A 24,693-nucleotide genomic window follows, 5' to 3' on the forward strand; every position below is an offset into this window, starting at 1 on the left:
GTCAGTCCCACTCAAGTTGTTCAACGCTTTCGATGTCCACCATCCGCGAACGAGCGAGTTGGAGAATCGCGGCGATCTCTTTCTCGTCGAAGCACTTCATTTCGTTCGGGACAATCTTCAGATCGAGCACAGCCAGGATCTTGGCGAACTCCTGGAACTTCTCGGGCTTCATCCGGCTAATAGTCGATTCATCGACTCCTACCGCTTCCGCTACCGCAAGATTTCCGGCCGATGCAAGCTTCTGCATGAGCTGGCCGTAGTTCTTGCGTGCCCTTGCATCCTGTTCAGGGCTTAATTTATCGGCGCTCATGATTAAGCCGCCGCTCTAGAGGCTTCCGCCTCTTTATGCATAGCTTCGATAGCCTTGCCAGCGCTATAGCCGATACCGGCGCCCTTACTGGCGCGGTGAATCGTTGGCTGTGTTGTTCCGGTCTGCTTGGCGATAGCTGCCTGGGAAAAACCCCACTCGGCAAGATCCGCAAGCATTTTCTGAATGGTCATTTCGCTCACCAATGCGTGTTCGTATCGTCTTCATGATACGCAAACGTATTGATAGGCGCAATACACTTCGTTGATACGTTTTTCTATTGGTGGCACATGAATATTGGAGATCGAATACTCGCTGAAATGGCCTCCAGGGACTGGAGCGAGGGCGAGCTTAGTAGGCGTTCTGGGGTTACCCAGCCAACGATTCATCGAATCGTTTCTGGCGAATCAGAGAACCCACGACAAGCGAATATTGAAAAAATCGCTAAGGCCTTGCGACTGCCAAGTGATTGGCTATGGAGAGGTGGACCAAGACCATCAAGTAATGGGGATTCTGGGACGCAGTCGATAGATGATGGCTTTAATTTACAAAATACTGTGCACTCATACAGTGTTCCGCTAATCTCACTGAGCCAGGCTTTGAACTGGATTTCAGGGGATTACAAGATGTCAGACCTCAGCGAAGAGAACCGTCTGCCTTGTCCTGTCATGGTTGGAGCGCGGGCTTTTGCCTTTCTTATGCCAAATGACTCGATGGTAGGATCAAGGAACGAAAAACCAATATATGAAGGAGCCGCGGTCTTCATAGATCCTGATCTTTCAGCAGAGGCAGGGAACACAGTCCTTGCCTCCATCGATGGTCGGCCACCGATTATTGGTGTCCTCATAGAACACGGCGGCAAGCTGTACGTTAAGCCAGCAAACGTACAGTTCGAAAAAGAGGAGGTCAGTAAAGAAACCAAAGGATGGTACCTAGGCCGTGCCGTTTTTACTGGTCATTTCCTATAAGCAATACAGGCCTGGCAGTAGCTCTGTAACTGCTGAATAGACGAAGAAATCCCGCCTTTGAGCGGGATTTTTTTTCGCCCTCTAAAAAAACAATGCGTTTACGTATTGACTAAATCGATACGCGAACGTATTGTTTGTTCAACGCCGCCAAACACGGCAGGGTCTGAAAAGACCCACACGCTCTTTAGCGACACCGCATCACCCATTGCCGGATCGACACCGGCGGAAACAGAAAGGTTTAGCGAGGTCGAGCCTCAATTCGACCCACGGGTAAAAGCGATCAGTGATCGTGCCTCGACCCGGCCGGAGCAGCCTAGATCCGTGCAGAAACAAGAGTGCAGTCGGGAAGAGCCGCGGACTGCTGAACAACTTGAAGGGCCCGTACCGCGCCAGTAGCGCCGAAGGGCAAGGAGATAGAGCCCTGCCTGATTCAGGGCTCCATCTGGTTTCACAAATGCCTCTCCTACCCCGGGAGGCATTCGGAAGCCAAACAACCGCCCTGGAGGGCAAGACGATGGAAATTTCCTTGAACCATTACCAGCTCAAGGCCTTGCTTGAAATGAGCGAGTCCAGCGGCGACCCAGAGTGTTACGACACAATCGTCATCGCACCAGGCAAGGAGAATGGGCATAGCGGCCCAGGGTTGTATGCCTGGTTCTACGAGTGCCCGGAGGAAGGTGCCAGCTTCATCGGCGAAGATGAAGATGACGACGCTCGAGCTTCGAAAATCGCCGAAGAACGAGAAGCCAATGCCTCCGCTGAATAGGCCAACCAGCGCCGCGTCAGCATGACGTTAACTGCCCTTATGCAGCGATGGTTGAGAACGTGGGTGGTCACGTTGAAAGCTGCCTTGAACCCACCCGATCACCTCGAAAGAGGCTGCATCGGAGTGTGATCTGGAAAGGTGACTCCATACCGGGCTCAGTTTGTCGCTGAGCTGAGGCCTTGAGCCGGAACAGAATGGGCGTCCTTGCGATGACAAGCGCAGATCACACCCCGATGCGGACGAAACTGCGGCCTATAACCGCCCACCTGCATCAAATCGCCTGACCGAGGGTGCACTTAAGTCGGGAGGAAATGGAGACGGCCGTGGAACTCGGCGCCGGAGACGTAACCGGCAACGCAGATGAATGCGCAGGCTGATGCGCAGCGACGCAGGCTCACGAGTGCGGCGCCGATGGGCGAAAGCTGGTCGGCTTGGTTGAACCTGACACTTCACACGCAAGCCGGAAATCAGCGCCGGCCATCTGCATCACCCATCCCAACTAGTGCAAAAGATGCACCAGTTCAACCAGAGCGGAGGATAAAGCCATGAAGCGTTAAATGATCTGGCAGCACGGCCCTCATGGCCCGGCTGTCACGTAAGGGGAAAAGCCCGGCGCGATTGCCGGGCTTTTTATTGCGAACCCAACAGAAAGCACTCCCTCCGCGCCCAACGGCAAACAGCGGCCACACCGAGTGCTTTCGATTGGATTTGAACCGTCACCCGACAAGGAAAAACCCATGAACGCAGAACAGAGCATCCAGCCGCCAGCCATTGGCGACATCTGGCCAGGTCAAGGCGGTATCTATGGCGGCCTTCGCCAATACCCCGAAGGTCTGTGTCACGTGATCTTCGCCGCCGAAGACGTTGGGCGACACGCATACGGCGACTACGGCGTATCAACTAAAGCCACCAGCCGCACCGACGGCCGCGCCAACACTGCAATCCTGATCGCTCGCAAGGGCAAGCATCCTGCCGCCATCGCCGCGGTTGCTTACACCGCCGATGGGCACGCCGACTTCTACTTGCCAGCGATTGGCGAACTTCACCATGTATGGCAGTACGCGCCTGAGTCATTCGCCACTAATTGGTACTACATCTCGTCTTCGCAGTACTCAGCCGACATCGCCTACTACATGGACTTCGGAGTTGGCTGGCTCTTCTACGGCGTCAAGCTCTACGAGCGCGTGGTGCGCCCTGTCCGCAGATTCCTTCAGTAATTCATTTATTGCTTCTGATCTTAAGACTTCTATCGAGGTTTAAGCCATGAAACGCAAGCCATCAAAGCCCCGCCCCAACGTCCACGACTGCGCCAAAGGCCGTATGCATGACGCACCGCGGAAAGTCGTTACCACTATGCCTGGCGGGTATATCGCCTGATTGGAGATTGAGATGAGCGAGTGGAGTTCTGTAAATAACCCGCCGCCACAAGCAGGTACCTACCTGCTCCTGCTTGGCGACCAAAGCATGGCCGTCGGTTACCTGGATGCCTGGCGTGAATGGTGGCCAAGTGGTGTCTATGCAACATACGACGGTTGCGGAACAGTTGCTTTCGACTCTAAGCCGACTCACTGGCAGCCACTCCCCGCCCCGCCCACCGAGTAACCGCCACCCTGGAGGCGACCATGAACACCGCGATGCAGATTTGCCAGGACCGGCACGACAACATGTTGCCACCGGAGCCGATCGACCACGAAGAGCTAGTAGACGCTGAGGTCGAGCGGGTGCTGGCGATGGAATCCAAGGTGGTTCCGTTCTTCGACAAGCGCGCAACGATGACGAAGCCGCATGTACCTGGCTTTGCGCTGAACGCCAGCGAGACCATGGCCCAGGCTGGCGGCCATGAGTGCTTCGAGGTGCAGCTGGTCCTGGCGGTCCTGGCCGGCAACTTCGAGCTGGCCCAGCGCATCGCGGAGAATAACTTCCGGGCGGTGTTGGTGGCTGAGGCCCGGCACATGGTCATGAAATCCATGGGGCTGATCGCCAAGGTGTACCCATGAGCCGCCAGCATCAGATTGCGATCGACATGATCGACGCCCGGTTCCTGGCCTTCGCCCGGGGTGAGTCCTCGGACAGCCTGCACGCCGAAACGTCCATGGCCATCGAAATGGCCTACTCCCTTGGCGCCATCAGCGACGCCGAACACCGCCACTACGTTGCGCGCCGCAAGCGGATCATCGAGCGCGAGCACGACGAGTTCATGGCCAGAATGTCGAGGTCAGCATGACGATCACCGCCCGAACCTGCAAAGAACTGACTGAAGCCCTGGCCCGCCGGGGCTTTTTTCTGGTCACCGACTTACCCCGGCCGCTGCGGATCGAGATCCGGCGCGGCATGCTGATAGCGAGGATGCCATGAATATCGATTGGAGCAAGGCGCCGGAAGGCGTGACGGGTTTCCACCCTGATAAAAACGGTCACCTCGCGCACTGGGTAAAATTGGGGTCTAACGGCAATAATTGCTTCTGCGTGGTGGGTTTCGAATCCAGCGGATGGGTAAATTTACACAGCAGTAGAATTAGCGAAGATTACCGAGCAGAAATCATTAATGCGCCCGTAGCCTGGAACGGTGAGGGTCTGCCGCCGGTTGGGACGGTGTGTGAACGTAATTACGGTGGCGAATGGAAGAAGACCACCATTTGCGGTCATAGCCCAGACGGGCAATCGTGGGCCGCTTTCTACGATGACGACAAAGCCGGCTGGCTGAGCGTTTCAGGCTTCCGACCAATCCGCACGCCCGAGCAGATCGCGGCGGAAGAACGAAAGAAAATTGAGGACGAGATCCAGGACATTTGCACTGATGCAGAAAACAGTGGGGTGCCCTACTTCGAGGCCCTGTACGACGCCGGCTACCGCAAGCAGGTGGCGCCATGAGCGGATCAGGAGCAGTGCTTAGAGCACAAGCCCTTGCCAAGCGGGCCTATAAGCTTCGCGCCGATGGCGTAAGCGTCCGGGAAACCGCCGAATTACTCGGCGCCCACAAAGGCCGAATCAGGACGCTCCAGATTCTGGGTGAACGCTTACTGAGCCTGGAGCCGAAACCATGACCTTACGCGAGTTCATCAACGTCACCGCTTGGCTTCTGTTCTGCGGTGCTGGAATCTGGGGGCTTTCCCAAGCCATCGAGCATCGGCCTGAGATTCCACAGGTTCCGCATTGTGCGGGGGTCGTCAAATGACCGCCCGCCAGCGCGCCCGCCGCCTCCTAATCTGGCGCGGCAGCTTCGCCCCTCTCGCCCTCTTCTCTTTCCTGATGCTGCTCAGCGCTCTTGCTGATCGCGTTACTTCCTGAACCAACGTACCCGAGCACGGCGGGCTGCCTAGCAGATAACCGTACCCTGAGTGGAGCGTAAGCCGGTAAGAGCGCGCAACCATCACCGGCTGCCAGGGCGTGAATCGACCCTCCGTATCGCGTGACCTGGCTTCCCTTATTTCAACTGACGGCGCTCCGCATGGAGCGCGGAGAGTAATCGTGTCTAACAAAAACCTACGCATCTGGGATCAGGTCGAGAAGACCGACACCCGCTATACCAAAGACGCCAAGGTTGGTGGCCAGCAAATCACCAGCCTGAATGGCACTGCGATGATCATGAAGGCGACCGAGGTGTTCGGGCCTGCTGGAATCGGTTTTGGTTGGAAAGTGCTAGAGGAGCGCTTCGACAAAGGCGCAGAGATGTTCAGCGGAGAAGGTGAAAAGCGCATCAGCCTTGGCCATGAACTGAACCATACCGTGAAGATTCAATTCTGGTTCAAACAAGATGGCGAACGCGGGGAGCTTGAGCAATATGGCTGCACGCCCTACCTCTACAAATCGAAGTACGGCACGACTACTGATGGCGAGGCGCCAAAAAAGTCTCTCACTGACGCCATCAAAAAATCCCTGTCGATGCTTGGCTTCAGTGCTGACGTATTCCTTGGGCTGTTTGACGATCAGGAATACGTAAGCCAGTTGAAGGATGAACAACTCCTCGAACAGGCAGAAGACAAGGCCGCGGAAGAGGAACGCCAGAAGCAAGAGCGTCTCGATTACATCGCGTCAGTTATCAAATCGCTACGGGAAGCCCAATCAGCAAACGAGATGAAAAAGATCCACGACGTGGCTGTACGCAAGCTCGCAGCTCGGCGTGATGAGAAAGCCGTCACAAGGATTGTTCGAGAGTACGAAGAGCAGAAAACCCGTTTTGATGAGGAGAAGGCAGCATGAGTGCTCTCTACACAATTACTGAACAGTTCAAGCAACTGGCAGTCCTGGCCGAGACTGCCGACGAGGATCTGGCTATAGCCCTACGCGACACCATGGAGGGGATCGAGGGAGAGTTTCAGGAGAAGGGCCAAGCAATCGCCATGGTGACTCTGAACCTTGATGGCGACCTGGAGGCGATTCAATCGCAGATCGACAGGCTTACAGAGCGTAAACGGGTTATCACCAATCGCCGCGAGAGCCTAAAGGAATACCTGCGACAGAACATGGAAGCATCAGGGATAACCAAGATTGCACACCCCCTATTCACCATCACCTGCGGCAAGGGCAAGCCGATCGTAGTGATTGATGACGAGAAGGCTATTCCTGACGAGTTTATGAGGACCTCTGTATCCAGCATCCCGGATAAAGCGCAGATCGCTAAGGCCATCAAGGAAGGGTCAGACGTTCCTGGTGCTCACACAGAGATCGGAAAAAGCTCTATCAGTATCAAGTGAGGCAGCCATGATCAGTCATGAACTCAGCATGATCCAGCTGAACGCGCCAAGAAGCGCAGAGCTGGCCAGCCATATAGAAGCGTTCTTGAGTGTCGGAGGGACTATTCAGGAACTGCCAGGATTCCAGAGGACCAAGGACCGGCCTCCATGCACATATCCGCCCGACTTCTCAACACAGAAAAACATGAACGCAAAAGAAGGCCGGATATCCAGGGTGCGCAGCATGGCTAAAACCATGACAGCCCAGGAGATCTGCGATGCGGAAGGTCTTAGTCGCGGCGAGCTTCGAGGCCTTCAGAAGCGATATGGATTCACCTGCAAGAGCGTAGATAGGACCGGTAAAGCGCCGCCGAACAAGATGAAGCCAGAGGAAGAAGCAATCATCCTCACCAAAATCCATGAGGCTGCAGCAGAAGGTCTTAGCCAACGAGCATGCTGCGCCAAGCATGGATTCAGCGACACAGTCCTAAGGCGCCTTGAACGCGATTATGGATTCACCTACCCGCGCCACTAAAGCCACATCAACTTCACATCTGTGGAGGCTCACATGATGCCGCGCAAGTTCTGCGACGAAGATATCGATAAGGCTATGGAGCTGCGTAGACGCGGCGAGAAGTGGGTAGTGATTGAGGCGTTACTTGGCGAAGGAATCCAAGGCGCCTGCGATAGGCGTAGACGGCTGATGACGGCTGATGACGAAACGAAGCGCGAAGTCTTTGCTGCGAAGATTTGGCGCGAGCAGAAAATTGCCACACCCTGGATATCCGGCGCGTCCCACTTCGCGGACATGGATGTCCAGCTGCAATGGCAGGCATTCCAGAACCAATAAACACCCTACCCCACGCTGCGCATCCGGTTCCGGAGGGCGGCGCACACCTGGAGAAACACCATGACCCAAGCTGCACAGCAAACCATCGACGCGGCTGAACTCCCTGAGCGCGGCCAACCACTCGCCGGCGGCATCTTCGTTACCCGCTACTGGCTCAACGGTGAAGAGCGCGCCCTGGTGCTGCTCGACGACGAGCTGAACGGCGCCTGGGGCGAATACGGCGTGAAGATCCCCGGGGCGGACAGCTACAGCGACGGCGAGGCCAACACTCGGGCACTGGCTGAGGCCGGCAGCGAGATCGCTATCAAGGCACTGGAACTGGATGCGCATATCCCTTCCTGCCTTGAAGGCCAGCTGGTTATGGCAGCCAAGGCTGATGGCCTGGTGACCCTGCGCGAGGATCGCTTCCACTGGCTGAGCACGCAGTACTCAGCCGACCACGCCTACGACCTGGACTTCGAAGATGGCTGGCTCTACGACGACGGCAAGGACGGCGAGCGCGTGGTGCGCCCTGTCCGCAGCCTTCCAATTCGCTAATTCACCCCTTCATTCCTTCTCTTGCAGGCGATTCCGGGTTCGTCAGGACGACGATCAGACCAGAAGCGAGCCGGGAAGCGCCGGCCGCCTGCACCCTATTCCGCTCACAGGAGCATCCCATGCAAATGATCACCGTAAGTCACGGCGAGACCATGCTGACCACTCCGGACGCTGCCCTTGCACTGCAGGTGCTGGCCGGGCTTAGCGCTTCCGAAAAGCCGGCCGCGGCACCATCTGGCATCCCAGCAATCGGCGAATACTGGCCGGGTGAAGGCGGCGTCAACGGTGGCCTGTTCCCTGGCGGCGACAAGCCCTACTACCTGATTGTCCCTATTGGCGCCGACGCCGAGAAGGAACTCCAGTGGGGTGGCTACGGCGATGAGCTCGATGGCGCTAATAGCCCGAATGACGGACTGGCAAACACTGCGGAGCTGGTAGGAGCTGACGACAATTACCCGGCCGCGCAGTTCTGTGCCGCCTTCGAGCGTGACGGGAAAAAGGACTTCTACCTGATGGCCCGCCGTGAGGCGCAGTTCCTGGAAATCACTGTTCCGGATATGTTCAGCAAGCGCTGGCACTGGACCAGTACGCAGTACTCAGCCTACAGCGCCTACCGCGTGGGCTTCGGAGATGGCTGGCTCGGCCTCAACGTCAAGGACAGCGAGCGCGTGGTGCGCCCTGTTAGACGAATATTAATTACCGAATAAGGGTTGAAGAATGCCTGAAGAGCAATGGCGACAAATTGTTGATTGGCCGGCTTATGAAGTAAGCAGTCTTGGCCGAGTACGGCGCGGTGACCACGTGAAGGCGCATTATCTTGACCGCAAGGGCTACTTCAAGGTGAAGCTGTGGAGCGGTCCAGAGTCGAAAGCCTTCCTGATCCACAGGCTTGTCGCCATCTACTTTATCGGGCCTGTTCCAGAAGGTCATATTTGCCGCCACCTGAACGGAGACAAGTCAATCAATAGCGTAGGCAATCTGGCATATGGGACGCCATCGCAAAACGAGACTGACAAGAAGTCACATGGAACAGATGGAACTGGCGAAAGGCATCCTGCTGCGAAACTGACAGCGGCACAGGTCATCGAGATCAGGTCAACTTTCAGGCCGTACTGTCGGAAATTTGGTGGTGTTTCCCTTGCCAGAAAGTATGGGGTTTCTCAGCCGATAATCAGCGCCATTATTTGTCGGCGGATATGGAAGCATCTATAGCCACCAACAGCTACTTCGGCCTGCTCGGACAGGCCAGCCACAGCCAGAAGGACCGCGCAGCCCTGGCCAATGTCGTGCTGAGGCGCAGCAATACAGTCAACGCAGCGCTGACGAAGACTTACCAGAAACGCGAGGCTCCGGCCCGTAGGCCAGGTCACGCCACCGCGCAAGGTCAGCAATAAGCTTGAGCCCCAGGCGCACCTCAACCTCGAGCCTTTCCTCTGGAAGGTTGAGCAGTCGCACAACCTCACCGCCGATCAGGCGTAACGCTTCCGCATCGGTTTTCGTGCTCATCACGGTCATCGTCTGGTTTGTGTCGAGCGCAAATCATCAACCCATTTCATTCATCACGCCAGCCCGCGAGGCAGGCACGCGCCTGGAGGTGCGATATGTCTACCCCCCCCAACGCATCAAGCGTAACGACCTGTCGCGCAGACGCATTCGTAAGCGCGTCCTGCGAGCCTTCAAGTCGAGCTTCCGACTGAAAGGCGGTCCTATCGAAACGGCCTGGCTATCTACACCCGGAACCCTGGTGTTCACACTGGGCGAATGGCGCGGCCACTACAACGCCAAGAATGAATGGGTGCCGCTATGACACCTCATGAATTCATCGAGAAGAATGTCCACGACGAGCTGCGCAAGCTGAAGTTCAAGGAGTCGGTTTGCTTCAGCGTGAGCCGCGATGCAGTCGACTACTACCGTCAGCGCAGTATGTTCAGCAAGAGCGTTGTGCTTGACGTGCTGGCCTGGTCGAAGAAGCGGGCCAAAGAGCTTTCCCGATAATCACCCTCAACCGCCCGGGCATGGCCCGGCAAGGACTCCCCATGCCTACAGAAATTAAAATCAGCACTGGACACCCTGATGCGGGCCGGATCTATGCGCAAGCCTTGGCACGTGTAACCGCCGAGCGCGACGCCCTGCATGCCGACCTGACTGCCCGGGATCAGCGGGTGGCTGACCTGGAGGGGCTGCTACAAGAGACTATTTCGGCTTGGGCCGCCACCCAATTCGGTGATCCGCCGACCGAACTCGCCAAGGTCATTGCGCGTATCAAGCCCGCTCTCAACCCCACCCCGAAGCCCCACACCTGCTGCGGCAACTGCCCGGCCGGCTGCATTGGAGCGAAGCCATGAAAAGGCTGATTAACTCCATGGCCAAGGGCAAGCTGAAAAACACGCACCTGAACCGGGTCGATGCGCTGATCGAGCGCTACTCCTACCACCTCTATCCCAGGGTCTATATCGACATAGACCGGATGAAAGAGGCACTCAAGGGACCGTTTTACACTTTGCCTCGGGGCCTGGATGCCGAAGGAATCCGCAAGTTCATGCTTGATTGCGCCGGGGATACCGACAACCGCCCGGTCTGGCCCAATACCGGAGAAAACCATGAGCAATAACGAAATGGTCAGCGTGCCGCGTGAGCTGCTGGAGAGCATCCGAACTACCTGCATGTATACGATGCCCGGCAATGCATACAAAGAACTAAGCGCCATACTGGATGCGCCGCCGCACTGCCCAGAGTGCGGTTACACCGAGCAGGATTGCCGGGAGCAGATGGACCATCACTTGTGCGGGCTTCCGGAGCCAGCTCCAGCAAAAGTAACCGGAGCCGACGTACTCCGCTGGATGGATGAGCATGCAGCCGCCCAGCCCCAGGACAAACTTGATCAGGTCAATCTGGCCAGTTTTGCCATGGACATGTCAACCTGTACCCTGACCACTGGCGACGGCACGGCGTATTTTTACAACCGAATCGACCTCAATAAGGCCGAACAAGTCCCAGTGTGTATATATTGGGATGCCAAAACCCAAGACTGTCTGGACAGCAAGTGCGGCGAGCACGGTGCGTACAAACCAGCCGCCCAGCCTGTGCCGCCTGCGGGCTACGCACCGTGCTCGCCTGAGCTGTTGGAGCCTGGAGTTGATTGCGCAACCGCGCCGCGCTGGTCAAGCCCAACCTGGGACGGCCATTCGCATTGGCATCCTATGCCGCCTGCTGGCGGGGAGCCGGAAGCCCTTGTCTTGTGTCGAAACTGCGCCAACAAAGGGCAGGACTCAAACTGCGCGGAGTGCCAAGGCCGTGTCGTTTACTACGTAAAGCCTATAAGTAAGGCGTTCAGTGATTGGTATTCGCGCAATCCGTACAGTGAACTTAGCCCAGGAACACTTGGCCTCATGGCGTTCAAGGCAGGGGCCAACTTTGTCCGCGCCCACGTCACCCGGCTGCTGGCCGAGAACAAGCGCCTGGATTTGATGGTTGCCCAGGGCGACTACAACCGGGATGCCACGGTAATAGCTCTGCGCGCCGAACTGGACGCCCTGAAAGCCCAGCTTCAGGGCGAGCCGGTGGGTTTTGCTACAAAGCGAAATGGGAAGATAGGTAGCTGGCTTCACAGCAGCCAACGCCAAGCTGAAAACTTTGATTCAACTGCGGACAACGGGAAGCCCGGCAACTCCGAAATATTTCCTGTTTATCGCCATCAAGCCGAGCCGCCCGCGCCGGTGGCGGTGGTGCTGCCTGTCCGATACGAAAGCAACCTTTTCCCAAAACCGTACCGTGACGGCTGGAACGCCTGCCTCGACGAAGTAGCCCGTCTCAACAGCCTGTAACCCCTCCCCCCTTCAACTCAACTCTGCCGCGTGGCAGAAAGGACAAGTCATGCCTGAAGAAATCAAGATCCAGACCTGGAGCGGCGAAGGCCTGCCGCCGGTTGGGACGGTGTGCGAGTGGTTTGAGCGCAACTGCTCTCGCTGGGCGAAATGTGAGGTTGTATTCTCGTCCTCATGGGTGATGGTGATACGAGATACGAGCACACATCCCGATGGACCTGTCGATACGGCTATAGATCTTGTTGCAACAGCTCCTGACTTCCGTCCCATCCGCACGCCCGAGCAGATCGCGGCGGAAGAGCGGGAGACTGCCATTTACGAGATGTCGGTATGGGCTGGGGTCGGGGTAACTGGTCCGGGTTCCGACCGGGAGCGCAGAATTCTCGGTCTGCTTTGGGACGCAGGCTACCGCAAGCAGGTGGCGCCATGATCCTGCTCTCCCTCCCCGCCCTGCTGTTCCTGGGCCAGCACATCTACCGAGGGCCGAAGCGATGAGTGAATATCAGCTCTACCTCGGCGACTGCCTGGAGGTCATGAAACAGCTGCCAGACGCCAGCGTCGACCTGGTGCTGGCCGACCTGCCTTATGGCACAACCCAGTGCGCCTGGGACACCATCATCCCGCTTGAGCCGCTCTGGCAGGAATACCTGCGAATCGCCAAGCCCGAGGCGGCCATCGTACTTTGCGCGGCCCAACCGTTCGCCTCGATGCTGGTGGCGAGCAATCCAAAGCTCTATCGGTATGAATGGATCTGGGAGAAAGGCAACGCCACCGGCTTCCTGAACGCCAAGAAGCAGCCATTGCGGGCACATGAAAGCGCCCAGGTCTTCTACCGCAAGCAGCCGGTGTACAACCCTCAGATGACGGGGGGGCATGAGCGGAAGGCGGCGAAGCGAAAGACAGTCAACTCGGAGTGCTACGGCAAAGCTCTGGCCCTGGCCGAATACGATTCAACTGAGCGGTACCCGCGCTCAGTGCAGTTCTTCTCGAGCGACAAACAGACCGGCAGCTTTCACCCAACACAGAAGCCTGTGGCCTGGATGTCATTCCTGATCAGCACCTATACCCAGCCGGGCCATGTGGTGCTGGACAACACGATGGGCAGCGGTACCACCGGCGTGGCCTGCATGCAGCTTGGCAGGAAGTTCATCGGCGTCGAGAAAGACCTCGACGAGAACGGGAACAGGCTCGGGTATCTGGATATAGCCCGCGCGCGGATAACCGACGCTATCGCCATCCGTGACGCCCCGGTACCGCAGCTGGCATTTGAGGAGTTCGCCACAGCCCGCCGGAAAGTCGACGGATAGCCAGGACAACGGGCCGGGCGAACAACCCAACAGTAGCCGCGCGCAACGCCGGCGTCTGTAAGACCTTTCCGAAACAACCCCTCAACTTTCATAACGAATGAGGTCGGTCATGCACAGTTGGATCCTCATCTATTTTGCTTTGGTTCTGGTTGGCTTAATCGGCGCGACCAAGCGACAGCCATTGCTTGTCACCATCTGCATAGTCTTGGCATGGATTGCAGGTGCGTTTTTTTACAGGAAATAACAATCCCATCAATCACACCGGCCGGAGACGGCCGGCGAGGAATTCGCATGCAGTACGACATCCACGAAAAACGTCAGGACGGTGGCGTAGGTCGCCTCCTCGACGTAATCGACCGAACCCCAGAACGACGCAAAACCGGGCTCTTCGTAGAGTTCGACGGCGAATTTCACCCAGTGCTGACCGGTATCAGGAACTTCATTGTCCTGACTGCTGAGCGGTGGGAAATGATGAAGAGGAGGAAATCATGAGCAGATACCCATATACCGAGGCATACGATGCTTTGCGGGCTCTGACCGACTGGAAGAATGGCCAAGGGATAACCTTCAGCAGGTCAGAAGCAGCAAGAGTTTGCGAGTACATTGCCGCCGCCATTGGCCTGGACAAAAAAGAACTCGCCGAGAAGATTGCCGACCACGCACGGATATTGGATGCCAAATCATGACCGACTACAGCGAACTGAAGCGACTGGCCGGCGAAGTTGCCAGCACGAAGACAATGACAATCGACGACGAACGCCTTTGGTACCGACCTTCAACCGGCGAGGCCGTGCTGGAGTTGTTCATCGAGCGCGACCAGCTCAAGGCCGAGAACGAGGCGCTGCGCAAGGACGCCAAGCGGTATCGATGGCTTAGGGATAGTCCTGATGACTTGGATCTATCCTCGGCTGACAACATGGAAGAGATTGACGCACTGATCGACGCCGCAATGAGCAAGGAGAGATGAGATGGGAGCAGCAGAGAAGCTGTCTGATGATTCCGGGCATGACAAGGTAACCGAGAAGCGCATGGCCGAACTGCTGGGCACGACCGCAAAAGCCCTGCAACGGAAGCGCGAACGCGCCATCATACCGGCCGATGTATGGTGCAAAATCGACGGCCGAATCATGTATAGCAAATGGAGATATGACGAATGGCTAGAGAGCCTATGGAGCTGCCCACGGGCGTTGAGTTCGTCGGGGAGTCAATCCGAATTCGATTCTCCTACAACAAGAAACGCCGCTGTGAAACGCTCCCCTTCCCCCAAACGCCGAAGGGAATCGCAGCCGCAGCCGGTCTTCGTTCTCAAGTAAAGCAACTCGAGAAGCTCGGTGCATTAACCCAAGAAAAATATGCCGAGCTTTTCCCCCGCTCAAGAAGCGTCGTAACAACCCATCTTCCCCTCTTCTTCGATTATGCCCAGGAATGGCTAGATAGCCTGCAGATCGTCGAAGGCACACGAAAGAACTATCGCTCTACCCTACAGACCTACTGGGTTCCGCGCCTAGCCGCTCTCCCCCTAGACAAAATCACGCCGATGCTGATGCGTAAGCTGGCTACGGAAATTCAGTGGACTTCGCCTGCCCGTCGCAAGGGCGCAGTCCGATTGGTCACCAGCATTTTCAGTCAAGCCGTCAAGGATGAGCTGATTATGCGAAACCCTGCCCTATCAATCCCTCCATCGCGAGTGGTGAAGCGTGAGATTGATCCGTTCACCCGGGAAGAGGCCGATCTCATGATCGATAAGCTTTATGAGGTTACTGGTGGCCTTCAATCGATATATGCAGCGTTCTTCGAGTTCTCTTTCTATACCGGAATGCGCCCGGGTGAGGCGATGGCACTACGCTGGGAGGAGATAGATACAAGGAAGAAAACGGCAAGGGTTTGCCGAATTCGGATCTACGGGGAGATCAAGGAAAGGACGAAGACGAAGACCGTTCGTGAGGTTTTATTGAACGATCGCGCTCTTCAGGCACTCGATAAAGCTAGGCCATTAACCATGGCCCGCTCGGATTACGTGTTTGCGCCAAGTGGCGCGGGGGATAGGTCAGGGCTGTACGTGAAGTCAGAGACTGGCGCTAAGCGCTATTGGATAAGCGCGATGCGAAAGCTTGGGATCAGGCAGCGTCGAATGTATGACACGCGCCACACCTACGCAACGATGTGCCTGATGTCGGGCATGAACCCTGCGTTCATCGCCGCACAGCTCGGGCATAGCGTACAGGTCCTGCTTTCAACCTACGCCAAGTGGATCAACTCGCCGAGTGATTGGGCTGAATTGGAGAAGCTGAATTTTGCTGAAACAGGTACAAATTTGGTACACGAAAAACTCCAATAGCGTCACACACTAAGAAACACAAGGGTTTTAGTCTTATGTGCGGATTAGCTGGAGAACTACGTTTTGATCATCAACCCGCCGACCTGGCAGCGGTTGAACGAATCACCCACCACCTCGCCCCTCGTGGACCCGATGCCTGGGGCTTCCATAGCCAGGGCCCGATAGCCCTGGGCCATCGACGCCTGAAAATCATGGACCTGTCGGACGGCTCGGCCCAGCCGATGATCGACAACCAACTGGGCCTGTCCCTGGCCTTCAACGGCGCGATCTACAACTACCCCGAACTGCGCGCCGAGCTGGAAAGCCTGGGCTACGCCTTTTACTCCGGCGGCGACACCGAGGTGCTGCTCAAGGGGTATCACGCCTGGGGCGCCGAGCTGCTGCCGCGGCTCAATGGCATGTTCGCCTTCGCCATCTGGGAACGCGACGCCAAGCGCCTGTTCATCGCCCGCGACCGCCTGGGCGTCAAGCCGCTGTACCTGTCGCGCACCGGCCAGCGCCTGCGTTTCGCCTCGGCCTTGCCGGCGCTGCTCAAGGGTGGCGACATCAACCCGCTGCTCGACCCGGTGGCGCTCAACCATTACCTGAACTTCCACGCCGTGGTACCTGCACCGCGCACCCTGCTGGCGGGCATCGAGAAACTGCCGCCGGCCACCTGGATGCGCATCGAAGCCGACGGCCGCACCGAGCAGCAAACCTGGTGGACCCTGCCCTACGGCCCGCGCGCCGATGAAGCCGGGCTGAGCCTGGAAGACTGGCGCGACCGCGTACTCGACAGCACTCGCCAAGCCGTGGCGATCCGCCAACGGGCGGCGGTGGATGTCGGCGTGCTGCTGTCCGGCGGCGTCGATTCGAGCCTGCTGGTCGGCCTGCTGCGCGAAGTCGGGGTGGAGAACCTGTCGACCTTCTCCATCGGCTTCCAGGATGCCGGGGGCGAACGCGGCGACGAGTTCCAGTATTCGGACCTGATCGCCCAGCACTACGGCACCGATCACCATCAGTTGCGCATCGACGAGCGCGAGATCATCGAACAGTTGCCGGCGGCGTTCCGCGCCATGAGCGAACCCATGGTCAGCCACGACTGCATCGCCTTCTACCTGCTGTCGCGGGAAGTCGCCAGGCATTGCAAGGTGGTGCAGAGCGGCCAGGGCGCCGACGAGCTGTTCGCCGGTTACCACTGGTACCCGCAGGTGGATGGCGCCAGCGATCCTTACGCGGCCTACCGCGAGGCGTTCTTCGACCGCAGCTACGACGACTACGCGGCCACCGTGCAACCGCAGTGGCTGACCGCCAACGACGCCGCCGGCGATTTCGTCCGCGAGCACTTCGCCCAGCCCGGCGCCGCCGCGCCTGTGGATAAGGCCCTGCGCCTGGACAGCACGGTGATGCTGGTCGACGACCCGGTCAAGCGTGTGGATAACATGACCATGGCCTGGGGCCTGGAGGCGCGCACACCGTTCCTCGACTACCGGCTGGTGGAGCTGTCGGCGCGAGTGCCGGGCAAATTCAAGCTGCCCGATGGCGGCAAGCAGGTGCTTAAGGAAGCCGCGCGCCTGGTGATCCCCAGCGCAGTGATCGACCGCAAGAAAGGCTACTTCCCGGTGCCTGGCCTCAAGCACCTGCAGGGCGACACCCTGGACTGGGTGCGTGAACTGCTGCTGGACCCAAGCCAGGACCGTGGCCTGTTCAACCCGGCGATGCTCGACCGCCTGCTGACCGATCCACAAGGCCAGCTGACGCCGTTGCGCGGCTCCAAGCTGTGGCAACTGGCCGCGCTGAACCTGTGGCTCAGCGAACAAGGAATCTGACCCATGAAACCCTACGCCACGGCTTACAGCCAACGCTTGCTGCGCGGTCAGGCACCCTCCTACGAACGTCTGCAGGCGCGTTTCGCCGAAGACCGCAGCGCCCTCGGCACCGCCCCCATCGCTGTGCACTGCGGCTGGGGCCGGCTGCTGATCGGCCATACCTTTCCCGACCCGACGAGCCTGGCCGAGGAACTGCTCAACGAACACCCCGGCGAACGCGACATCGCCCTGTATGTCGCCGCGCCGCAGCAGATTCTCGGCCTGGAGCCGACCCAGTTGTTCCTCGACCCGTCCGACACCCTGCGCCTGTGGTTCAGCGATTATCGCCAAGCCACTCGGGTGTTTCGCGGTTTCCGCATCCGCCGGGCGCAGAGCGCGGCGGACTGGCAGGCCATCAACCAGCTGTACCTGGCCCGCAACATGCTGCCGGTCGACCCGAGCCTGCTGACCCCGCGCCACGCCGGCGGGCCGGTGTACTGGCTGGCCGAAGACGAAGACAGCGGCGCGGTGATCGGCAGCGTCATGGGCCTGGATCACCAGAAGGCCTTCCACGACCCGGAGCATGGCAGCAGCCTGTGGTGCCTGGCGGTGGACCCGCATTGCACCCGCCCGGGGGTCGGCGAAGTGCTGGTCCGGCACCTGGTCGAACACTTCATGAGCCGCGGCCTGAGCTACCTCGACCTGTCGGTGCTGCACGACAATCGCCAGGCCAAGAGCCTCTACGCCAAGCTGGGCTTTCGCACCCTGTCCACCTTCGCCATCAAGCGCAAGAACGGCATCAACCAGCCGCTGTTCCTCGGCCCCGGGCCCGAGGCGGCGTTCAACCCCTATGCGCGGATCATCGTCGAGGAAGCCCATCGCCGCGGCATCGACGTGCAGGTCGACGACGCCGAAGCCGGGATGTTCACCCTCAGCCATGGCGGCCGTCGGGTGCGCTGCCGCGAGTCCCTGAGCGATCTGACCAGCGCCATCAGCATGAGCCTGTGCCAGGACAAGAGCCTGACCCACAAGGTACTGAAACGGGCCGGGCTGAACCTGCCGGCGCAACAACTCGCAGGCAACGCCGACGACAACCTGGCGTTTCTCGACGAGCATGAACGGGTGGTGGTCAAGCCACTCGACGGGGAACAAGGCCAAGGGGTGGCCGTGGATCTGCGCACCATCGAAGAAGTGCAACAGGCGATCGACAACGCCCGGCGGTTCGACAGCCGGGTGTTGCTCGAGAGCTTCCACGAGGGCCTGGACCTGCGCATCCTGGTGATCGGCTTCGAGGTGGTCGCCGCCGCCATTCGCCGGCCGGCCGAGGTGATCGGCGACGGTCAGCATTCCATCAGGCAACTGATCGAAGCCCAAAGCCGGCGTCGCCAGGCCGCCACCGGGGGCGAAAGCAAGATCCCCCTGGACCACGAAACCCAGCGCACCCTGCAGGCCGCCGGGCATGGTTACGACAGCATCCTGGCGGCCGGCGCACGGCTGTTCGTGCGGCGCACCGCCAACCTGCATACCGGTGGCACCCTGGAGGATGTCACCGCGATTCTCCATCCGGAACTGGTGGACGCCACGATCCGCGCGGCGCGGGCGCTGGATATCCCGATGGTCGGCCTCGACCTGATGGTGCCGGCGGCCGACCAGCCGCGGTACGTGTTCATCGAAGCCAACGAGCGAGCGGGCCTGGCCAACCATGAACCGCAGCCGACGGCGGAGCGGTTCGTCGACCTGCTGTTTCCCCACAGTCAGCCGGCGATCTGACCGTCATGGACCGACAGTAACGGCCTTATCGCGGGCAAGCCTCGCTCCTACAGAAACACATTGTGGGAGCGAGCGCCCGACGCCTTGTTCATCGAAACCATCGATGGCCTTTTCATCATCAGGAGTTTCCATGACCCGATCGATTCCCGAACCGGACCTCAACTACCTGCAGAAAGTCCTCCTGGAAATGCTCGCCATTCCCAGCCCCACCGGCTTCACCGACACCATCGTGCGTTATGTGGCCGAGCGCCTGGAAGAACTGGGCATTCCCTTCGAGCTGACTCGCCGTGGGACCATTCGCGCCACCCTCAAGGGTCAGAAGAACAGCCCGGACCGCGCCGTCTCGGCGCACCTGGACACCATCGGCGCCAGCGTGCGCGCGGTGAAAGACAACGGCCGCCTGACCCTGGCCCCGGTGGGCTGCTGGTCCAGCCGTTTCGCCGAGGGCAGCCGGGTCAGCCTGTTCACCGACAACGGTGTATTGCGCGGCAGTGTGCTGCCGCTGATGGCCTCCGGGCACGCCTTCAACACCGCGGTGGACGAGATGCCCATCAGCTGGGACCACATCGAATTGCGCCTGGACGCCTACTGCACCACCCGCGCCGACTGCGAGTCGCTGGGTATCGGTGTCGGCGATTTCGTCGCGTTCGACCCCTTGCCGGAATTCACCGAAAGCGGCCATATCAGCGCCCGCCACCTCGACGACAAGGCCGGTGTCGCCGCGTTGCTGGCCGCGCTCAAAGCCATAGTCGACAGCGGTGAGCCGCTGATGATCGACTGCCATCCGCTGTTCACCATCACCGAAGAAACCGGCAGCGGCGCGGCGGCGGCCCTGCCCTGGGACGTCAGCGAATTCGTCGGCATCGACATCGCCCCGGTCGCCCCCGGCCAGCATTCCAGCGAGCACGCGGTAAGCGTGGCCATGCAGGACTCCGGCGGGCCTTACGACTATCACTTGTCGCGGCACCTGCTGCGCCTGGCCACGGAGCACGAACTGCCGGTGCGCCGCGACCTGTTCCGCTACTACTTCAGCGATGCCCATTCGGCGGTCACCGCCGGCCATGACATCCGCACCGCCCTGCTGGCCTTCGGTTGCGACGCTACCCACGGCTATGAACGCACCCATATCGACAGCCTGGCGGCCCTCAGTCGCCTGTTGGGCGCCTACATCCTCAGCCCGCCGGTGTTCGCCAGCGACGCGCAGCCGGCCCAGGGTTCCCTGGACCGCTTCAGCCATCAGCTGGAGCACGACACACAAATGGAAAGCGACACCCGGGTGCCGTCGGTGGACAGCCTGGTGGGGCAAAAGTCCTGAGGTGATAAGCCCTGAAGTGAAAAGCCGGGCCCCGCGCGAGGTTTGCCTAGCCGCGCGGGGCTCGGCGCAGTAGGATCCGGGATTGTTTGCCGGAGGCCCCTATGCTGATTCCCCATGACCAACTGGAAGTCGACACCCTGACCCGCCTGATCGAAGACTTCGTCACCCGCGACGGCACCGACAATGGCGACGACACCCCGCTGGAAACCCGCGTCCTGCGCGTGCGCCAGGCGCTGACCAAGGGCCAGGCAGTGATCGTGTTCGATCCGGACAGCGAGCAATGCCAGTTGATGCTCAAGCACGATGTGCCCAAGGAATTGTTCGACTGATCCCTGGCCGGGAGCGGGCGCCATGGCGGCGCCCAAAACCCGGCTAGCGCCTCAACCGTTGGTAAAGCGCGGGCCGAACAGAATGATGCTCGCGCCGATCACGCACAGCGCCACCCCGAGCCAGTCCGAACTCAGCGGCCGCACCCGCTCCACCATACCCAGCCAGCCGATCGAGGCGATGATGTAGATCCCGCCGTACGCCGCATAGGCGCGGCCGGCGTAGCTCGCTTCGATCTTGGTCAGCAACAGGGCGAAGAGCATCAGGCTCGCCAGCGCCGGGACCATCCACCAGGCGCTTTTGCCCTGGCGCAGCCACATCCAGAAGGCGTAGCAGCCGGCGATCTCGAACAGCGCGGCGAGGAAGAACCACAGGTAATTGAGCATGCAAGGTCTCGTCAGGGATGCCAGATGCTGGCAACCCTAACGACGCACAGGGTCAGCGGCAAGCTCAGCTGGCGTTTTGCTTGGCCTTGGCACGCATCTTGTCGGCCATGAGGGTCATTTCGTCGTACAGCAGCTGCGGGTTCTTCTGCTTCAGGGCCCAGGCCATGCGCCCCTGCTCGTGGGGCAGGATCATGAATTCGCCGGCGGCGACCTGGGTGTAGATGTAGTCGGCGATGTCCGCCGCGCTGATCGGCGAGCTTTCCAGCAGTTTGCCGACCTGGGCCTTCATCGCCGGGGTCGGGCCGCGGAACGAATCCAGCAGGTTGGTCTGGAAGAACGACGGGCATACCACGTGCACGCCGACTTCCTGCTGGGCCAGCTCGATCAACAGGCTTTCGGAGAGGGCCACCACGCCCGCCTTGGCCACGTTGTAGTTGCTCATGGCCGGGCCCTGCATCAAGGCCGCCATCGAGGCGATGTTGATGATCCGGCCTTTGCTCTTTTCCAGCAGCGGCAGGAACGCCTTGCAACCCTTGACCACGCCCATCAGGTTGATCGCGATCTGCCAGTCCCAGTCTTCCAGGGACAACTCGCTGAAGAAGCCGCCAGAGGCCACGCCAGCGTTATTGACGATCACATCGATGCCGCCGAGCTTGACCTCGCAGGCCTGGGCGAAGGCCGTCAACTGGCTGTAGTCACGCACGTCGCAACGTTGCACGAAGCCGTCGCCGCCGGCTTCGCGCACCAGCCTGAGGGTTTCCTGCAGGCCGGGTTCGCTGACATCCGACAACGCCAACTGCCAGCCTTCGCGCGCCCAGCGCAGAGCGATTTCGCGACCCAGGCCGGATCCGGCGCCAGTGATCATCATGCGATTTTGCATAGGAGTTGCCTTGTTGTTCCGGGAAAGATGAGGCGAGTGTAGCGAAGGATTTTGTACCACCCACGCACCATCAGAATGCTGAATGCCCCAGGCAAACCGGGGCCTCGGTGCGATTTCCCGCGGTGTTGCAAGTTCCACTCGATGGCCAGCGGCAGCAGGTACGAAAGGAAATAGTCCTGCGTGCAAAAAACATTAAAAAAACTTGGAATCATCCTTGAAGGCCCAGAGTCGGAATGATTAAGCGGTGTGGATTAATTGCTTTGAATCCAGCCGCGCCTTCGATCATCCAATAAGGACAACGACATGGGCACAATCCTGATCATTATTCTGATTCTTCTGCTGATCGGTGGTCTTCCAGTGTTCCCGCACTCCAGAAGCTGGGGTTATGGCCCATCCGGCATCATCGGTGTGGTCCTGGTGGTGTTGCTGATTCTCGTGTTACTGGGCCGGATATAGGCATCGCTCATTCAAGCTCGGTACTGTTCAAGCGTCGAAAAAAAAGAGGCCCGAGGGCCTCTTTTTCATTCGCGCGATGAATCAGTCCGGCGTGCCGTGCACCACGCCTGCGGTGTTATCCAGCAGGCTCTTGGTAGCGGTTTGCAGGAAGGCTTCGAGCTTGTGCTTCAACTCGGCGGTACGCGGAGCGTCCGGTACGACTTCGGCATGGGGATTGGCGCCCAGTTCGTACTGGTAGATCTTCGGCGCCATTTCCTTCTCGCGCGGCAGTACCAGGATCTGGTCGGCGGTGACGATGGCGGTGGTCTGCTCGCTGCCCGACGGCTTGATCACGCCAAACCCGGTATCGCCTTGCGGCAGGTTGAGCAGGTCGCGGCCCCAGCACTGGTGACGCACTTCGCCACCCAGGCGGCCCATGATGGTCGGCACGATATCGACCTGGGTACCCACGGTGTGGTTGCGCTGGCCGAATTTTTCCTGGATGCCCGGGGCGATCATCAGCATCGGCACGTTGAAGCGGCCCAGGTCCATTTCGGTGATCTGGCGCTCGTTGCCGAAACCGTGGTCACCCACGATCACGAACAGCGTCTCCTTGAAGTACGGCTCCTTGCGCGCCTTCTCGAAGAACTGGCCCAGGGCCCAGTCGGAATAACGCATGGCGGTCAGGTGTTCGTTCAGGCTGCCACGGTCGGTCACCTTCTCCACCGGCAACGGCGTCGGCAAGGCGTACGGGGTGTGGTTGGACAGGGTCTGCAGCAGGGCATAGAACGGCTTGCCGTTTTCCCGCGCCTTCAACTCTTCCAGGCCCCGGTTGAACATGTCCTGGTCGGACACGCCCCAGGTCGGATCGGAGAACACCGGATCGACGAAGTCGTTGCGACCGACGAAGTTGGTCATGCCCTGGTTGCTGAAGAAGCCCGACTGGTTGTCCCAGGCGAAATCGCCGTTGTATACGTACACGTCGTCATACTTGCGGGCGCTCAGCACCTGCGGCAGGCCGGACAGCTTGTGGCTGCCTTCCGGGGTCTGCATCAGGTATTCGAAACCCGGCAGGTTGGGGAAGCAGGCCATGGTGGCGAACATGCCCTGGTGGGTATGGGTGCCGTTGGAGAAGAAGCGGTCGAACAGCAGGCCTTCCTTGGACAGTTGATCCAGGTACGGGGTGATGTTACCCGGAGCGCCCAGGGCCCCCACCGAGTGACCGGCCATGCTTTCCATCAGGATCACGACCACGTTCTTGATCGGCAGGGTCTTGTCGGCCGGTGGCGTGTAGTCGCGGCGCACGGCGGCGATATCGGCGTCCACCAGCTTGTCGTCCGGCATCACCAGCAGGTCGCGCACCACTTGCTGCGCCTCGGGCTGCGGCAGGGTGGCTTTCCAGATATTGCTGCGGTCTTCGCCCATCCGGCTCTTGGCCGCTTCGACCAGCGACAGCGTGCCGTTGAGGCCCAGTTGGTTGGCGAAGTTCGATTCGGTGGTGTAGACGTCACCCCAGCGCAGTGGCGGGCCCTGGCGCAGGGTGCCGCGGGCGGCGACCACGCAGACCAGCAGGCAGACCACGAATACGCCGATACGGGCGTACCACGGGGCGACCTGCCGGGTGCCGATGCTGCCGCCGCTGAACGGGCCGCGTGGCCGGGTCGCGCGGTCGGCGCCCTTGAACGCCAGGCTCAGCAGCCAGGTGCCGAGCGCCCAGGCCAGCAGGTAGCGCACCACCGGGAAGCCGTACCAAAGCATGCTCATCACGGTTTTCGGGTCTTCCTTCACATACTGGAAGACCAGGCCGTTGAGGCGCTGGTGGAACTCGCGGTAGAAGTCCATCTCCATCAGGCCGAGGAACAGCGCGATGCTCGAAACGATGGTCAGCCAGAAGCGGAAGAAACCGCGGGCCGCCATGGCCCGGGCACTGAACAGGGCCAGCAGCAGCGGGATGCTGAGGTAGACCACCAGGCGCACGTCGAAGCGCAGGCCGTTGGCGAAGGCTTCAAGGAAGGTCGAGGCCGGTGTGTCGAGGATCATCTCGCGGTTGTAGACCAGCAGCGCCACGCGCAGCAAGGACAGCATGACCATCATGGCCAGCGCGCAGAGCAGCGTATAAGCCAGATGCGATTTGACGGTCGGTTGCAGCAGGCGACTCGAGGCTCGCTGCTGACTCAGGGCGTCCGGGTTTGCCATATCGTTTTAGGACCCAATGGAAGTTGAA

38 protein-coding genes and 1 pseudogene are annotated in these 24,693 nt (G+C 59.6%); 33 read left to right on the forward strand and 6 right to left on the reverse strand.

Translation table 11 applies throughout. The annotated features are described in order from the left end of the window. Position 1 precedes the first annotated feature (1 nt). Positions 2–310 carry a CII family transcriptional regulator gene (locus H0I86_RS22235; protein WP_180922214.1) on the reverse strand — a complete coding sequence of 103 codons (309 nt, stop codon included), beginning with the start codon at positions 308–310 and terminating at the stop codon, positions 2–4. Positions 311–312: 2 nt separating this feature from the next. Next, a complete protein-coding gene (locus H0I86_RS22240; protein WP_180922215.1) occupies positions 313–501 on the reverse strand; it encodes a hypothetical protein in 189 nt (62 codons plus the stop codon). A gap of 96 nt (positions 502–597) precedes the next feature. On the opposite strand from H0I86_RS22240, the gene H0I86_RS22245 reads away from it, so the two are divergent. The 17 genes and pseudogenes from H0I86_RS22245 to H0I86_RS32265 form a co-directional block, all read left to right on the forward strand. Next, positions 598–1,275: a helix-turn-helix domain-containing protein gene (locus tag H0I86_RS22245; protein WP_180922216.1), complete on the forward strand. Its 678-nt coding sequence runs from the start codon at positions 598–600 to the stop codon at positions 1,273–1,275. A 514-nt stretch (positions 1,276–1,789) separates the two neighbouring features. After that, entirely contained in the window at positions 1,790–2,041 is a 252-nt protein-coding gene (locus H0I86_RS22250; RefSeq protein ID WP_180922217.1) for a hypothetical protein, read from the forward strand. A 737-nt stretch (positions 2,042–2,778) separates the two neighbouring features. Next, the gene (locus tag H0I86_RS22255) at positions 2,779–3,258 is read left to right on the forward strand and encodes an Lcl C-terminal domain-containing protein (RefSeq protein ID WP_180922218.1); all 480 of its coding nucleotides are present in this window, start codon (positions 2,779–2,781) and stop codon (positions 3,256–3,258) included. A gap of 172 nt (positions 3,259–3,430) precedes the next feature. After that, positions 3,431–3,643 carry a DUF551 domain-containing protein gene (locus H0I86_RS32550; RefSeq protein ID WP_180922219.1) on the forward strand — a complete coding sequence of 71 codons (213 nt, stop codon included), beginning with the start codon at positions 3,431–3,433 and terminating at the stop codon, positions 3,641–3,643. 20 nt (positions 3,644–3,663) lie between these two features. Continuing rightward, positions 3,664–4,038 (forward strand): hypothetical protein, encoded by a 375-nt coding sequence (locus H0I86_RS22265; RefSeq protein ID WP_180922220.1) that lies wholly within the window; start codon positions 3,664–3,666, stop codon positions 4,036–4,038. Beyond that, complete coding sequence (locus H0I86_RS22270) at positions 4,035–4,265, forward strand: hypothetical protein (RefSeq protein WP_180922221.1); 231 nt, start codon at positions 4,035–4,037, stop codon at positions 4,263–4,265. Before H0I86_RS22265 ends, H0I86_RS22270 begins: the two co-directional genes overlap by 4 nt. Further along, positions 4,262–4,396 carry a hypothetical protein gene (locus H0I86_RS32255; RefSeq protein ID WP_258019357.1) on the forward strand — a complete coding sequence of 45 codons (135 nt, stop codon included), beginning with the start codon at positions 4,262–4,264 and terminating at the stop codon, positions 4,394–4,396. Before H0I86_RS22270 ends, H0I86_RS32255 begins: the two co-directional genes overlap by 4 nt. Continuing rightward, on the forward strand, positions 4,393–4,911 hold the full coding sequence (locus H0I86_RS22275; RefSeq protein WP_180922222.1) for a hypothetical protein: 519 nt from the start codon (positions 4,393–4,395) through the stop codon (positions 4,909–4,911). Before H0I86_RS32255 ends, H0I86_RS22275 begins: the two co-directional genes overlap by 4 nt. Positions 4,912–5,080: 169 nt before the next feature. After that, complete coding sequence (locus tag H0I86_RS32260) at positions 5,081–5,215, forward strand: hypothetical protein (protein WP_258019358.1); 135 nt, start codon at positions 5,081–5,083, stop codon at positions 5,213–5,215. Positions 5,216–5,508: 293 nt separating this feature from the next. Then, on the forward strand, positions 5,509–6,240 hold the full coding sequence (locus tag H0I86_RS22280) for a hypothetical protein (protein WP_180922223.1): 732 nt from the start codon (positions 5,509–5,511) through the stop codon (positions 6,238–6,240). Further along, positions 6,237–6,734, forward strand: a complete 498-nt coding sequence (locus H0I86_RS22285; RefSeq protein WP_180922224.1) for a siphovirus Gp157 family protein — start codon at positions 6,237–6,239, stop codon at positions 6,732–6,734. The genes H0I86_RS22280 and H0I86_RS22285 overlap by 4 nt, the downstream gene beginning before the upstream one ends. A 7-nt stretch (positions 6,735–6,741) precedes the next feature. After that, complete coding sequence (locus H0I86_RS22290) at positions 6,742–7,248, forward strand: hypothetical protein (protein WP_180922225.1); 507 nt, start codon at positions 6,742–6,744, stop codon at positions 7,246–7,248. Positions 7,249–7,281: 33 nt separating this feature from the next. Continuing rightward, positions 7,282–7,563, forward strand: a complete 282-nt coding sequence (locus H0I86_RS22295) for a hypothetical protein (RefSeq protein ID WP_180922226.1) — start codon at positions 7,282–7,284, stop codon at positions 7,561–7,563. A 60-nt stretch (positions 7,564–7,623) separates the two neighbouring features. Further along, positions 7,624–8,100, forward strand: coding sequence for an Lcl C-terminal domain-containing protein (locus H0I86_RS22300; protein WP_180922227.1), 477 nt, complete (start codon positions 7,624–7,626; stop codon positions 8,098–8,100). Between the two features lie 119 nt (positions 8,101–8,219). Continuing rightward, the gene (locus H0I86_RS22305; protein ID WP_180922228.1) at positions 8,220–8,807 is read left to right on the forward strand and encodes an Lcl C-terminal domain-containing protein; all 588 of its coding nucleotides are present in this window, start codon (positions 8,220–8,222) and stop codon (positions 8,805–8,807) included. Positions 8,808–8,817: 10 nt separating this feature from the next. After that, a complete protein-coding gene (locus H0I86_RS22310; protein ID WP_180922229.1) occupies positions 8,818–9,312 on the forward strand; it encodes an NUMOD4 motif-containing HNH endonuclease in 495 nt (164 codons plus the stop codon). A gap of 5 nt (positions 9,313–9,317) precedes the next feature. Next, a pseudogene (locus H0I86_RS32265) lies at positions 9,318–9,494 on the forward strand (reverse transcriptase); the annotation flags it as partial. On the opposite strand, the gene H0I86_RS22315 reads toward H0I86_RS32265, so the two are convergent. Then, a complete protein-coding gene (locus H0I86_RS22315; protein WP_180922230.1) occupies positions 9,409–9,606 on the reverse strand; it encodes a hypothetical protein in 198 nt (65 codons plus the stop codon). The pseudogene H0I86_RS32265 and the gene H0I86_RS22315 sit on opposite strands and share 86 nt — an antisense overlap. Between H0I86_RS22315 and H0I86_RS22320 the strand changes: the two genes are divergently transcribed. From H0I86_RS22320 to H0I86_RS22390, 15 genes are all read left to right on the forward strand, one after another. Further along, entirely contained in the window at positions 9,599–9,907 is a 309-nt protein-coding gene (locus tag H0I86_RS22320; RefSeq protein WP_180922231.1) for a hypothetical protein, read from the forward strand. The two genes, H0I86_RS22315 and H0I86_RS22320, sit on opposite strands and share 8 nt — an antisense overlap. Next, positions 9,904–10,095 (forward strand): hypothetical protein, encoded by a 192-nt coding sequence (locus H0I86_RS22325; RefSeq protein WP_124350288.1) that lies wholly within the window; start codon positions 9,904–9,906, stop codon positions 10,093–10,095. The genes H0I86_RS22320 and H0I86_RS22325 overlap by 4 nt, the downstream gene beginning before the upstream one ends. A 41-nt stretch (positions 10,096–10,136) precedes the next feature. Next, complete coding sequence (locus H0I86_RS22330; protein ID WP_180922232.1) at positions 10,137–10,445, forward strand: hypothetical protein; 309 nt, start codon at positions 10,137–10,139, stop codon at positions 10,443–10,445. After that, positions 10,442–10,711, forward strand: coding sequence for a hypothetical protein (locus H0I86_RS22335; protein ID WP_180922233.1), 270 nt, complete (start codon positions 10,442–10,444; stop codon positions 10,709–10,711). The genes H0I86_RS22330 and H0I86_RS22335 overlap by 4 nt, the downstream gene beginning before the upstream one ends. Then, a complete protein-coding gene (locus H0I86_RS22340) occupies positions 10,701–11,924 on the forward strand; it encodes a hypothetical protein (protein WP_180922234.1) in 1,224 nt (407 codons plus the stop codon). The genes H0I86_RS22335 and H0I86_RS22340 overlap by 11 nt, the downstream gene beginning before the upstream one ends. A 49-nt stretch (positions 11,925–11,973) precedes the next feature. Further along, positions 11,974–12,354 carry a hypothetical protein gene (locus H0I86_RS22345; RefSeq protein WP_180922235.1) on the forward strand — a complete coding sequence of 127 codons (381 nt, stop codon included), beginning with the start codon at positions 11,974–11,976 and terminating at the stop codon, positions 12,352–12,354. Positions 12,355–12,415: 61 nt separating this feature from the next. After that, positions 12,416–13,231: a DNA-methyltransferase gene (locus H0I86_RS22350; RefSeq protein WP_180922236.1), complete on the forward strand. Its 816-nt coding sequence runs from the start codon at positions 12,416–12,418 to the stop codon at positions 13,229–13,231. Positions 13,232–13,522: 291 nt separating this feature from the next. Further along, positions 13,523–13,723 (forward strand): adaptor complexes medium subunit family protein, encoded by a 201-nt coding sequence (locus H0I86_RS22355; protein ID WP_180922237.1) that lies wholly within the window; start codon positions 13,523–13,525, stop codon positions 13,721–13,723. Next, on the forward strand, positions 13,720–13,917 hold the full coding sequence (locus H0I86_RS22360; protein ID WP_180922238.1) for a hypothetical protein: 198 nt from the start codon (positions 13,720–13,722) through the stop codon (positions 13,915–13,917). Before H0I86_RS22355 ends, H0I86_RS22360 begins: the two co-directional genes overlap by 4 nt. Further along, on the forward strand, positions 13,914–14,198 hold the full coding sequence (locus H0I86_RS22365) for a hypothetical protein (RefSeq protein ID WP_180922239.1): 285 nt from the start codon (positions 13,914–13,916) through the stop codon (positions 14,196–14,198). Before H0I86_RS22360 ends, H0I86_RS22365 begins: the two co-directional genes overlap by 4 nt. 186 nt (positions 14,199–14,384) lie before the next feature. Further along, positions 14,385–15,569 carry a tyrosine-type recombinase/integrase gene (locus H0I86_RS22370; protein ID WP_180922240.1) on the forward strand — a complete coding sequence of 395 codons (1,185 nt, stop codon included), beginning with the start codon at positions 14,385–14,387 and terminating at the stop codon, positions 15,567–15,569. Positions 15,570–15,604: 35 nt separating this feature from the next. Continuing rightward, positions 15,605–17,377, forward strand: coding sequence for an N-acetylglutaminylglutamine amidotransferase (locus H0I86_RS22375; RefSeq protein WP_180922241.1), 1,773 nt, complete (start codon positions 15,605–15,607; stop codon positions 17,375–17,377). Between the two features lie 3 nt (positions 17,378–17,380). Beyond that, entirely contained in the window at positions 17,381–19,126 is a 1,746-nt protein-coding gene (gene ngg, locus H0I86_RS22380) for an N-acetylglutaminylglutamine synthetase (protein ID WP_180922242.1), read from the forward strand. Between the two features lie 130 nt (positions 19,127–19,256). Continuing rightward, positions 19,257–20,441: an osmoprotectant NAGGN system M42 family peptidase gene (locus H0I86_RS22385; protein ID WP_087092386.1), complete on the forward strand. Its 1,185-nt coding sequence runs from the start codon at positions 19,257–19,259 to the stop codon at positions 20,439–20,441. A 101-nt stretch (positions 20,442–20,542) separates the two neighbouring features. Next, positions 20,543–20,770, forward strand: coding sequence for a YheU family protein (locus H0I86_RS22390; RefSeq protein WP_007932245.1), 228 nt, complete (start codon positions 20,543–20,545; stop codon positions 20,768–20,770). A gap of 51 nt (positions 20,771–20,821) precedes the next feature. Here H0I86_RS22390 and H0I86_RS22395 read toward each other — a convergent pair whose 3' ends face one another. Together H0I86_RS22395 and H0I86_RS22400 are read right to left on the reverse strand one after the other, a co-directional pair. Further along, complete coding sequence (locus tag H0I86_RS22395) at positions 20,822–21,154, reverse strand: YnfA family protein (RefSeq protein WP_007932246.1); 333 nt, start codon at positions 21,152–21,154, stop codon at positions 20,822–20,824. 64 nt (positions 21,155–21,218) lie between these two features. Then, the gene (locus tag H0I86_RS22400) at positions 21,219–22,034 is read right to left on the reverse strand and encodes an SDR family oxidoreductase (RefSeq protein ID WP_180922243.1); all 816 of its coding nucleotides are present in this window, start codon (positions 22,032–22,034) and stop codon (positions 21,219–21,221) included. Positions 22,035–22,337: 303 nt separating this feature from the next. Between H0I86_RS22400 and H0I86_RS22405 the strand changes: the two genes are divergently transcribed. Beyond that, positions 22,338–22,490: a DUF3309 family protein gene (locus H0I86_RS22405; protein WP_009045034.1), complete on the forward strand. Its 153-nt coding sequence runs from the start codon at positions 22,338–22,340 to the stop codon at positions 22,488–22,490. An 81-nt stretch (positions 22,491–22,571) separates the two neighbouring features. Here the strand turns inward: H0I86_RS22405 and H0I86_RS22410 are convergent, their stop codons facing one another. Further along, positions 22,572–24,665, reverse strand: coding sequence for an LTA synthase family protein (locus H0I86_RS22410; RefSeq protein ID WP_009050189.1), 2,094 nt, complete (start codon positions 24,663–24,665; stop codon positions 22,572–22,574). Between the last annotated feature and the right edge of the window lie 28 nt (positions 24,666–24,693).

Origin of the sequence: Pseudomonas chlororaphis subsp. aurantiaca (genome assembly GCF_013466605.1) — a bacterium.
Lineage (GTDB): Bacteria > Pseudomonadota > Gammaproteobacteria > Pseudomonadales > Pseudomonadaceae > Aquipseudomonas > Aquipseudomonas chlororaphis_I.